The sequence below is a fragment of the Janthinobacterium rivuli genome, assembly GCF_009208735.1.
Taxonomy (GTDB): Bacteria; Pseudomonadota; Gammaproteobacteria; order Burkholderiales; family Burkholderiaceae_D; genus Janthinobacterium.
The window spans coordinates 1-10,624 of record NZ_WFLJ01000036.1; the positions used below are offsets into that span (position 1 = coordinate 1).

Genomic DNA, 10,624 nt, shown 5'->3' on the forward strand with positions numbered 1-10,624 from the left:
CCCGAACAGGACCGTGAAACAACTTTGCGCCGATGATAGTGCTGCAACCAGTGTGAAAGTAGGTTATCGTCAGGCTTGTTATTCGAAAAAACCCCTTCCGGTGATCCGGTTGGGGTTTTTTTACGTCCAATGATTTAATGCATGGCATCGATCGCGTGCCACCTTGAAAGGGATATCTTGTCTGCTGTGCATACACTGGAACAATTACGCGCTGGTCAACTGGCTGGCCTGCGCCGCCTGACGCTGTCCTGCGGCTTGACGGAGTTCCCCCGCGAAATCTTCGACCTGGCCGACAGCCTGGAAATCCTCGACCTGTCGGGCAATGCGCTGTCATCCCTGCCAGACGACCTGCCGCGTCTGCACAAGCTGCGCATCATCTTTTGCTCCAATAACCTGTTTACTACCTTGCCGGCCGTGCTCGGTTTCTGTCCTGCGTTGGAAATGATCGGTTTCAAGGCGAACCGGATCAGTCTTGTGCCGGCCGCGGCCTTGCCATCCAGGCTGCGCTGGCTCACCCTGACCGACAATGTCATCGAGTCCATGCCGGATGCGCTGGGCCAGTGCGTGCAATTGCAGAAACTCATGTTGGCGGGAAATTGCCTGGACAGTTTGCCGGCATCCCTGGCGAACTGCCATCGGCTGGAACTGGTGCGCATCGCCGCCAACCGTTACACGACGCTGCCCGACTGCCTGTTCTCCCTGCCACGCCTGAGCTGGCTTGCGTATGCGGGCAATCCCTACACGCAAGCGCGTGAGCTGGCGGCCCTGGCCGGTACAGCTGCGGCGGGCGTGGCATGGCAGCGCCTGGAACTGGCGCAGCAGCTGGGCGAAGGGGCATCCGGCGTGATTTTCCGTGCCCGTCTCGATGGCGTGGAGGACGTTGCCGTCAAAGTGTTCAAGGGGGCGATGACCAGCGACGGCTTGCCGCGCAGCGAGATGGGCGCTTGCGTCAGCGCGGGAGCGCATGCGGGCCTGATTCCCATCCTCGGCACCCTGGACGGACACCCGCAAGGGGCGCTGGGACTCGTCATGCCGCTCATCGATGCGGCCTTCCGCAATCTGGCCGGCCCGCCAAGCTTGGAATCGTGCACGCGCGACGTGTATGCCGATGGCCTGCGTTTCAGTACGCAGCAAGCGCTGGCGATTTCCCATGGCATTGCCTCGGCCGTATGCCAGTTGCATGCGCGCGGCATCATGCACGGCGATCTGTATGCGCACAATATCCTGCATGCGGACGGCGGCGCCTGCCTGTTGGGTGATTTTGGCGCGGCCTCCATGTTTGCGCCCGGCTCGCAGCAAGGGGACTTGTTACAGGGCATCGAGGCGCGCGCCTTTGGCGTGCTGCTGGGCGAGTTGATGGCGCATTGTGCAACGCCCTTGCCCGCCCTGCGGACCTTGCTGGACGCTTGCCTGCAGGAAGAGGTGCCGCGGCGGCCAAGGTTTGATGCGATCGAACGGGCATTGCGGGACATGCTTGCGGCATAAAAAATGGCGCAGCCTTCGCAGGCTGCGCCATTTTCATTTCAAGCTGACAAGATTCAGTCGGCTGCCTGGATTGCTTTTTCCGGCAGGGCGATCTGGTTGTCGACGCTGAACTGGTAATCCTTGAAGACGTGTTCGGCCGTCAGGATCTGGTATTCGCCGTTGTCGAGCTTATGCGTGGTGTCCTTCAGGCGATACGTGTAATGGCCGCAGGTCCAGCAGTTGAAGTTGCGCATATGCGTGCACAGGCAAGTCTTGTCCATCACGACGACGGTTTTTTGTTCCGGATGGGCAGCCACTTCGCGGTTGTACGAGTTGATGTACGCGCAGTTGCCCGTCGCGTCGAGCAGATAGCCATACGATTCGCAGCCTGGACGGATGCCGGCGCCGATGGCGGGCGTGTTCTTCAGCATGCGCATCGGGTAGCCCGTCGGCGAGACGCCGTTGACGATGATGTCTTCTTCCGAGGCCTTGTAGTATTCCTGCTTGACCTTGTTTGGCAAGCCGCATTCCTCGGTGACGGTAAAGCGCGTCGCCACTTGCACGCCAGCCGCGCCCGCTTCCAGGAAGGAGACGGCATCGCTGCCCGTGAAAATGCCGCCGGCGGCGATCAGCGGGATGTCCAGCTGTTCGGCCTTCAGGTAGGCCAGCAGTTCCGCCGTGATCGTGTGCAGGTCGTAATTGGCCCAGTCCATGCCGAAACCCAAGTGGCCGCCGGCCAATGGACCTTCGACGATGATGAAGTCGGGCAAGCGGTCCAGCTTGGCGTTCTTGCGCAGGAAAATCTGCAAGGCGCGCACGGACGAGACGATGATGCCCAGCTTGGCATCGCGGAAACGCGGATGGTCGGCCATCAAGGCAAACGAGCCGAAGTGCAAACCGGCGGACAGGGTGATGCCGTCGATGCCCGCGTCCAGCGCCGCGTTCAGGCGCACGCGCAAGGTTTCGCGCGGGCCGTTCATGGTCAGCTTTTCCATGCAATTGACGAAAATCAAGCCATCGCCTTTTTTTGCTTCCATGGTGCGGCCGATATGCAGGCGCTGTGCTTCCGCCAGGCGGCCCAGGTCGAACTGCACCACGGCCTTGTCGCTGTTATTGATGTTGAACTTGTACAGTTTCGTCTTGTCTTTGACGAAGGTGGTGTCGAAACGGCGATCCGACACGTCTTCCACCATGGCATCGGAAATATGGCCGATACCGTTCAGCCGGGCCGCTTCCAGCGCCAGCTCCGACGTGGAAATATCCACACCCATTCCGCCTATCATGATGGGCACATATTCTTTTTTGCCAAATCGCAGGCGGAAATCATCAACACGTTTCATTGCTATCCTTAGACTACCGTGGTTATCACTGAGCCAGATGTACGGTCAAGCCCGCCGCCGATCAGGCGCGCGGGCGCATGTAGCTGTGCGCAGCTTCAATTCTACTCCAAGCGGGCAGGCGCTCCGGCGCGGCTTGCCATCATGCCAGTGCAAGCGTGGGCCGCAGCGTGCGCCGCATCGGAATTAATCGCGGAAATTGTTAAATTCCAGCGGCATGTCGGGCACGTCCTTGCGCAGCATGGCCATGGCCGCCTGCAGGTCGTCGCGCTTGGCGCCCGTGACGCGCACGGCTTCGCCCTGGATGCTCGCTTGCACTTTCATCTTGCTGTCCTTGATGACGCGCACGATTTTCTTGGCATCATCCGATTCGATGCCGTTCTTGATCTTGATGATCTGCTTGACCTTGTCGCCGCCGATCTTCTTGATGTCGCCCTCGTCGAGGAAGCGCACATCGACCTTGCGTTTGGTCAATTTGTTGGTCAGCACGTCGCGCACCTGGCTGAGCTGGAATTCCGAGTCGGCAAACGCGGTCAATTCGTTTTCCTTGTGTTCGACGCGGGCGTCGCTGCCCTTGAAGTCGAAGCGGGTCGTGATTTCCTTGTTGGATTGCTCGACGGCATTCTTGACTTCGATCATATCGGCTTCGGAGACTACATCAAATGATGGCATGGTCTGTTCCTTTTCTTGTTAAAGCGAGCGCACGCTCGGCGCGCTAGGCCTTGGCGGCTGATTCTGCGCCATGGGACGGCCCTGTTAAAGATGCGACATTTTAACGGACAACGGACGGCCTGCCCTTGTCTTGCGCTGGTTTTTTGTCGGTTTCACTCTATAATCGAGCAAAATAATCGCTATCCCATGTCTGCAGAGCTCACCATCGAACACAATTACTCCCTCCAGCGCCTGAATACCTTCGGCATCACGGCCAACGCGGCCGCCTACGTCCGTATCACCTCGCAGGCCCAATTGCATGCCGCGCTGCAAGATCCCGCCTTGTCCGCCATGCCGCGCCTGATACTGGGCGGCGGCAGCAACATCGTGCTGACGGGCGACTTTCCCGGCGTCGTGCTGCACATGGCCACGCGCGGCATGCGCCTGGCGCAGGCGGATTTCGAGACGATACTCGTCACGGCCGCGGCCGGTGAAAACTGGCACGATTTCGTGCAGTGGACCTTGGCGCAAGGCGTGGGCGGGCTGGAAAACCTGTCCCTGATCCCCGGCACCGTGGGCGCGGCGCCTATCCAGAATATCGGCGCGTATGGCGTTGAAATCAAGGATTATCTGCATAGCGTGAGCGTCATGCACAGCGCCAGCGGCATCGTCTTCGACATGGACCGCGACGCCTGCCGTTTTGCTTATCGCGACAGCATCTTCAAGCAGGCGGACGGGCGCGAGCTGATCGTGCTGGAAGTGACGTTTGCCTTGCCGGCCCAGTGGCAGCCGAACTTGCGCTATGCGGAACTGGCGCAGGCCGTGGCCGAGCGCAATCTTGCCGAACCGACGCCACAGCAGGTGGCCGACACGGTGATGGCGATCCGCCGGCGAAAATTGCCCGACCCGGCCGTGATCGGCAATGCGGGCAGCTTCTTCAAGAATCCGGTGGTGTCACGTGAGCAATGTCTTGCCTTGCTGGAACGTTTCCCTGCGCTCGTGCACCATGCGCAGCCCGATGGCACGGAAAAGCTGGCGGCCGGCTGGCTGATCGATCAGTGTGGCTGGAAGGGGAAAAACCTGGGGCCCGCGGGAGTGTATCCCAAGCAGGCGCTGGTTCTGGTGAATAATGGCGGCGCTCGTGGCGCGGACATTACCCGGCTGGCGGCAGCGATACAGGATGATGTGGAGGCGAAATATGGCGTGCGCCTGTCGCCCGAGCCTGTGTTTGTCTAAATAGTCAATCCGCGCTTGAAAAAATGTTCAGGGCAAGGCGCATTGCCGAAGACAGTACGCATAGTACGGCGAGGCAGTGCAACGCAGCCATGGACGTTTTTTCTGCGTGGATTAACCAAAGTGGCAGACATAGTCTAATGTCTCCACCGTTTCAATATCAAAATAGCTATTGCCCGGCACCTTGAATTGCGTGCCTGCGGCATAGCTGTTCCACTCCGTCGCGTCGGCCAGGCGCACCTTGCACAGGCCGCTGACGATTTCCATGATTTCCGGCGCGCCCGTGTTGAAGCGCAACGAAGACGGGAAAATCACGCCCACGCTTTTCTTCGTGCCATCGGCCAGGATGACATTGTGTGAAATGCACTTGCCGTCAAAGTAGATATTCGACTTCTTGACGACGCTGACATTGTCCAGTTGTGTGCTCATGTTTCACTTTCCTTGCTGTTAAAAATCAGTCCTCGACGTCAGCGGCGCTCAGCACGCTGTTGCGTCCGCCGCGCTTGGCCGCGTACAGGGCCTGGTCGGCGCGGTTGATCAGTTGCTCCACCGTCGAGTCCGGGGAGGGCACGATGGTGGCCACGCCGATCGAGATGGTGACGATGCCCGTGCCTGTCGCCGGGTTCTCGATCTGCAAGCCTTCCAGGTGGCGCCGGCATGCTTCGGCGATCAGCAACGCGCCGGCCGCTTCCGTTTCCGGCAGGATCAGGGCGAACTCTTCGCCGCCGTAGCGGGCTGCCAGGTCGGCCGGGCGTTTCAAATGTTCCGTCAGCACGGCGGCGACTTTTTTCAGGCACAGGTCGCCCGCCAGGTGGCCGAAGTGGTCGTTATAGCTTTTAAAGTGGTCAATATCGCAGAACAGCAGGCTCAGCGGCGCCTTGTCGCGCTGGCCCCGCTGCCATTCGAATTGCAGGGTTTCATCGAAGCGGCGGCGGTTGGCGATGCCCGTCAAGCCGTCGAGGGCGGCCAGTTTCTGCAATTCAATATTCGCGTCCGCCAGGTTCTTTTGACTTTCTCGCAGGAAACGAAAAGCCTGGTCGCGCTGCAGCCGGCTGATGTGCGCATTGGAGTGGTAGCGTATGCGCGCCAGCAACTCCAGGCGGTCCGGCAGTTTCACCACGTAATCGTTGGCGCCGACGGCAAAGCTGTGCGCCTTCAGTTTCGGGTCATCCTTGGCCGACATCACGATCACCGGCACGTGCGCCAGCGCCGCGTTTTCGCGGTACAGCTGGATCAGGGCGAAGCCGTCGATGCCCGGCATCACCAGGTCTTGCAGGATGACGGTCGGTTGCAAGCGCAGCGCCGTGTCCAGCGCCTGCGTGGCGTCGGTCACGTAATGAAATTCGATATCCTGCTGGTCGCTGAGCATGCGCCGCACGGCTTCGGCAATGATCAGCTGGTCGTCCACCAGCAGCACGCTGACCTTGAATTCGGTCAATGCTGGCTCATGCTGGGTGAAACTGGAGGAGAATTCTGGCATTGCATTCTTTTCAGATGTTAGGGGAGGGCTCCCACCCATTGTTGAGCTTGGCGCCCAGGCGGCTGCGCAGGCTGGCGCCTATTCTATCCAAGGGCAGGATTTGCTGCGCCGCATCGAGTTCGGCTGCCGCGCGCGGCATGCCGTAGACGGCACTGCTGGCCTGGTCTTGCGCGATGGTCGTCTTGCCCGCGCGGCGCATGGCGAGCAAGCCATCGCCGCCGTCGCGCCCCATGCCTGTGAGCAATACGCCGATGGCGTCGCCGCGCCAGTGCTGCGCCACGCAGTTGAAGAACACATCGACGGAGGGGCGGTAAACATAGTCGCGCGGTGCTGCATCGTAACCCAAACGATAGTTTTGATCTAGCAGCAGGTGATCATTGGTCTTGGCGATCAGAACTGCACCGGATACCAGTTCGTCGCCTTCGGCGATCACGCGCACGGGCATGCTGAGCTGGTCGTCGAGCCATTTGGCGAAGTGCGAGGCGAAGGTTTCATCGATGTGCTGCACCACGACGATGGCGCAGCCGGGCGGCGCCGTCCAGCCGGACAGCACCTTGGCCACGGCCGAGGGGCCGCCCGTCGAGGCGCCGATGGCCACCAGGGTCGATACCTGGCCGTCACCCCGTTCACCGCCATTGCCGTTCGCCTGGCGCGGCGGCGCCGGTTCGGCGCTGTGGCGTATCAGCTTGCCGATGGTCTTGATCTTGGCCAGCAGCTCGCTGTCGCCCCCCACTTCCCCCTGCAGCACGGGCGTGGCGGTGACGTCGAGCGCGCCCGCGCCCAGCGCGCGAAAAACCTGGTTGACGTTGTCCTGCGGGCGTCCCGTGACCACCAGGATGGCGCACGGGCTTTGCTCCATGATCAGGCGCGTTGCCTCGACGCCGTCCATCTCCGGCATGTTCAGATCCATCAGGATCAGGTCGGGGCGGTTGCCCTCGCACATGCGCACGGCTTCGAGCCCCGTGCGGGCGATCCACAGCACCTGGTGTTCCTGCGTGCTGGCGACCACCCGGCGCAGGGCCTCGGCGGCCATGGCGACATCGTTGGCAATGGCAATTTTCATGAATCACGACTCATAAGCGGGCATCTCCTATCAGGTCGGCCACCGCGTCGAGCAAGGTCTCGTCGTGGAAGCTGCCTTTGGTCAGATAATAGTCGGCGCCGGCGGACAGGCCGCGCGCGCGGTCTTCCGGGCGGTCCTTGTAGGATACGATCATCACCGGCAGCTTGTGCAGGTGCAGGTCCTTCTTGATCAGCGAGACCAGTTCGATGCCATCCATGCGCGGCATGTCCACGTCGGTGATCACCAGGTCGTATTCGCCGCTGCGCACCACGTTCCAGCCGTCGATGCCGTCGATGGCCACATCGACTTCGAAGCCGCGCGCCAGCAGCAGCTTGCGCTCCATCTCGCGCACCGTCAGCGAATCGTCGACGACGAGGATGCGCTTGGCGCGGCGCTGCTGCGCGTGGTCCGCCTGCGTCAGCTGGTGCAGGCCGCCCTCGTGCAGCAGCTTGTCGATCGACAGCAGCAGGTCGGGCACGTCGAGGATCAGCACCGGCTCGCCATCGTCGAGCAGGGCGGCGGCGGAAATGTCGCGCATCTTGCCGAAGATCGGATCGATGGCCTGCACCGCCAGGCTTTGCTCGCCGCGGATGGCGTCGACCACCAGCGCATAGCTTTGCTTGCCGCGCCCGATCACCACCACCGGCAAGTCGTCGGCCTGGTTGGCCGCCTCGCCCAGTTCCAGCACCTGCGCCGCCGAGACCAGGCCCAGGTGCTCGCCCTTGAGTTCGAAGAATTGCTTGTTTTCCAGCGTATGGATGGCCGCTTGCGGCACGCGCACCACGCTTTCCACCTTGACGATGGGGATGGCGTAGGCTTCGCCGTGCACGTCGACCACCAGCGCGCGCACGATCGACTGCGTCAACGGCAGGGTGATGAGGGCGCGGAAACCCCGGCCCGGCTCCGATTCCAGGCGCACCGTGCCGTTTTGCTGGCGTATCGTCTCGTGCACGATGTCGAGGCCCACGCCGCGTCCCGACAACTGGTTGGCCGTCGCCTTCAGGCTGAAGGCGGGCAGGAACAGGAATTCCAGCAGCTCGCCCGGCGACAGCGCGGCGGCCATGGCGGGGCTGGCCATCTTGCGCTCGATGACGGACTGGCGGATCTTTTCCAGGTCGACGCCGCGCCCGTCGTCGCTGATCTCGATGCTCAGCATGCCGGCGCGGTGGCGCGCTTCCATGCGGATCGTGCCCAGCGCTTCCTTGCCCGCGTCGATGCGCTCGTACGGGCCTTCCATGCCATGGTCGATGGCATTCCTGAGCATGTGGTTCAGCGGGCTTTCGATCTTTGCCAGGATGTCGCGGTCGACCAGCGTGTCTTCGCCGTCGATCTCCAGCCGCACTTCCTTGCCCAGGCTGCGCGCCAGGTCGCGCACCATGCGGGGAAACGCGTGGATGCCGTCGCGGAAAGGGCGCATGCGCAAGGCCAGCACTTCGTCGACCAGGCCTTGCGAGACGGCCAGCAGGCGCCGCTCATAGGTTTCGATGTCGGCGATGTGCTCGAGCATGAACTGCTTCAGGGGCTGCGTCTTTTGCAGCGCCAGCAGCGACTTTTCCATCAGGCCCGCGTCGCCCGAGCGGGCAATCGCTTCGTGCAGGTGCTCGATGGCGGAAAACAGGCTGCTCTGGTTGCGCTTGAAGCGCTGCAGCGCGCCGATGAACGGGTGCATCTGGTGCGCATTGATGCGCGATTCGCTGGCCAGCGACAGCAGCTTGTCGAAATTCTGCGCCGGCGCCTTGGCGGGCGCGCCGGCGCGCGGCGCGGGCACCCCCGCCGACTCCGGCTCTTCGCCCGCCAGGCCGCTGGCCACGGGAGCCTGCGGCTCGGCCGCTTCCGCCGGCGCCGCTGCCGGTGCTGGCATGGGCGCCGGCGCCGAAGGCAGGGCCGGCAATTCGGGCAGGTCGGCGATGCCGGCGATAGCGTTCAGGGTCTGGTCGATCTGCGCCGCATTCGCGGCCAGCCACGCTTCGGCGCCCGCGTCGTCCAGGCGCGACAGTTGCACGATCAGGTCGACGCCCGACAGCAGCACGTCGACCCGCTCCGGCGTCAGTTTCAAGCGGCCATGCTGGGCGGCGACAAAGCTGTCTTCCATGCCGTGCGCCAGCTGCACCACCACTTGCAGGCCGACGATGGCGGCGGCGCCCTTGATCGAGTGCGCCGCGCGCATCATCGCTTCGACGGCGGCCGCGTCGCCCGCATGGCGTTCCATGGCCAGCAAGCCGTCGGTCAGAATCTGGGTCTGGCTGTCCGCCTCCATGCGGAACAGGTCCAGCATGGAAAAGGCACTCAGGTCGCCGTGCTGGTCCTGGCTCATCGTAATAGTCTCGCAAGTTGAAAGCCGATCAGCGCCGTGTCGAGGCAGCCGATGCGCATGTCGCCCTCGGTGATGACGCCCGACAGATAGCGCGACAGGCCCTTGTTGATGGTGGCCGCCGGCGTTTGCACGGCGCCCGACGCATAGCGCACGATGCCGTGCAGGTCGGCCACGGGCAGCGCGTAGGCCTGTTCCTCCCAGCGCATCAGCAGCAGGCGCGCGAACGTGTGGCGGCCGCGGGCCGGCGGCGCGCCCTGTTCGTCGATGCCCAGCAGTGATGCCAGCGACATGCACGGATACAGCTTGCCGCCGATATTGACGATGCCCGACAGGCCGCGCCCGCCACGGTGCGGCAGCGCGTGCGGCTTGGCCTGCGGCGCCACGGAGTCGAACACGCGCGTCGGCAGCGCCAGCCATTCGCGGCCGATGCGAAACACCAGCGCCGAGCTGTCGCGCACTTCGCCGCCCGCATCGAGCTGGCGGAAGTGGCTGGCCCAGTCGCGCCGGTAGTGTTCGTCCACGGGCCTCTGCAGGTTGCGCTGGGCGGCGCCCGCATACACGTCGCAGTTACGGCAATGCACGTTGGCCGGCAGCCTGGGACAGCTCTGGTCGCCGACCACGCCGATATGATTCCAGCAGTCGTCGATGGCGGCGGGGGACTCGGTGGCGATGAGGTTGGTCATGCTTGCCCCTTAGTTGGACGCCTGGCGGCGCTGGTAGATGCGCGCCGCGCGCGCCTTCAGGGTGGCGGCGGCCGTGTGGTTGCCATTGCGTTCGGCCAGCAGCGACAGGTGGCACAGCGCCTCGTAATGGTCGGGCTGCAGGTAGATGCAGCGGCGCCAGTAATCGTCGGCCAGGTCCATCTTGCCGGCCAGTTCATTGATGATGCCCAGCATGAAATACGCTTCCGCCGCCTCGGGCACCCTGGCCAGGTGGGCGTGGCATTTTTCACCCGCTTCGCGCAACTGGCCACGGTCGGCCAGCAGGCGCGCCTCGGCCAGCAAATCGGCTTGCGCGGCCGGCGCCGGCGCCGGCGGGGGCACGGACACGGGGCGCGTGCGCGGCGTGGCCGGCGCGACGGG

Annotated in this window: 10 protein-coding genes; 2 read left to right on the top strand and 8 right to left on the bottom strand. The window is 63.2% G+C overall.

The window, feature by feature from the left end; translation table 11 throughout:
- The first annotated feature begins 186 nt into the window (after window positions 1-186).
- Window positions 187-1,485 (top strand): leucine-rich repeat-containing protein kinase family protein, encoded by a 1,299-nt coding sequence (locus GCN78_RS28535; protein ID WP_152254713.1) that lies wholly within the window; start codon window positions 187-189, stop codon window positions 1,483-1,485.
- A gap of 53 nt (window positions 1,486-1,538) precedes the next feature.
- On the opposite strand, the gene GCN78_RS28540 is transcribed toward GCN78_RS28535, so the two are convergent.
- The gene (locus tag GCN78_RS28540; protein ID WP_152254706.1) at window positions 1,539-2,804 is read right to left on the bottom strand and encodes a nitronate monooxygenase; all 1,266 of its coding nucleotides are present in this window, start codon (window positions 2,802-2,804) and stop codon (window positions 1,539-1,541) included.
- A gap of 183 nt (window positions 2,805-2,987) precedes the next feature.
- Window positions 2,988-3,473: a YajQ family cyclic di-GMP-binding protein gene (locus GCN78_RS28545; protein ID WP_034759416.1), complete on the bottom strand. Its 486-nt coding sequence runs from the start codon at window positions 3,471-3,473 to the stop codon at window positions 2,988-2,990.
- Window positions 3,474-3,659: 186 nt separating this feature from the next.
- On the opposite strand from GCN78_RS28545, the gene murB reads away from it, so the two are divergent.
- Window positions 3,660-4,688 (top strand): UDP-N-acetylmuramate dehydrogenase, encoded by a 1,029-nt coding sequence (gene murB / locus GCN78_RS28550; RefSeq protein ID WP_152254707.1) that lies wholly within the window; start codon window positions 3,660-3,662, stop codon window positions 4,686-4,688.
- A 111-nt stretch (window positions 4,689-4,799) separates the two neighbouring features.
- On the opposite strand, the gene ppnP is transcribed toward murB, so the two are convergent.
- The 6 genes from ppnP to GCN78_RS28580 form a co-directional block, all read right to left on the bottom strand.
- Window positions 4,800-5,114 carry a pyrimidine/purine nucleoside phosphorylase gene (gene ppnP, locus GCN78_RS28555; protein WP_152254708.1) on the bottom strand — a complete coding sequence of 105 codons (315 nt, stop codon included), beginning with the start codon at window positions 5,112-5,114 and terminating at the stop codon, window positions 4,800-4,802.
- Window positions 5,115-5,139: 25 nt separating this feature from the next.
- Window positions 5,140-6,165 (bottom strand): diguanylate cyclase, encoded by a 1,026-nt coding sequence (locus GCN78_RS28560; protein ID WP_152254709.1) that lies wholly within the window; start codon window positions 6,163-6,165, stop codon window positions 5,140-5,142.
- 10 nt (window positions 6,166-6,175) lie between these two features.
- Window positions 6,176-7,228, bottom strand: a complete 1,053-nt coding sequence (gene cheB / locus GCN78_RS28565) for a chemotaxis-specific protein-glutamate methyltransferase CheB (RefSeq protein WP_152254710.1) — start codon at window positions 7,226-7,228, stop codon at window positions 6,176-6,178.
- A gap of 10 nt (window positions 7,229-7,238) precedes the next feature.
- Entirely contained in the window at window positions 7,239-9,542 is a 2,304-nt protein-coding gene (locus GCN78_RS28570; protein ID WP_152254711.1) for a hybrid sensor histidine kinase/response regulator, read from the bottom strand.
- Window positions 9,539-10,225, bottom strand: a complete 687-nt coding sequence (locus GCN78_RS28575; RefSeq protein ID WP_152254712.1) for a chemotaxis protein CheW — start codon at window positions 10,223-10,225, stop codon at window positions 9,539-9,541. The genes GCN78_RS28570 and GCN78_RS28575 overlap by 4 nt, the downstream gene beginning before the upstream one ends.
- 9 nt (window positions 10,226-10,234) lie before the next feature.
- Window positions 10,235-10,624 (bottom strand): tetratricopeptide repeat protein (locus tag GCN78_RS28580; protein ID WP_413465252.1); only part of this gene is annotated, 390 nt, incomplete at its 5' end.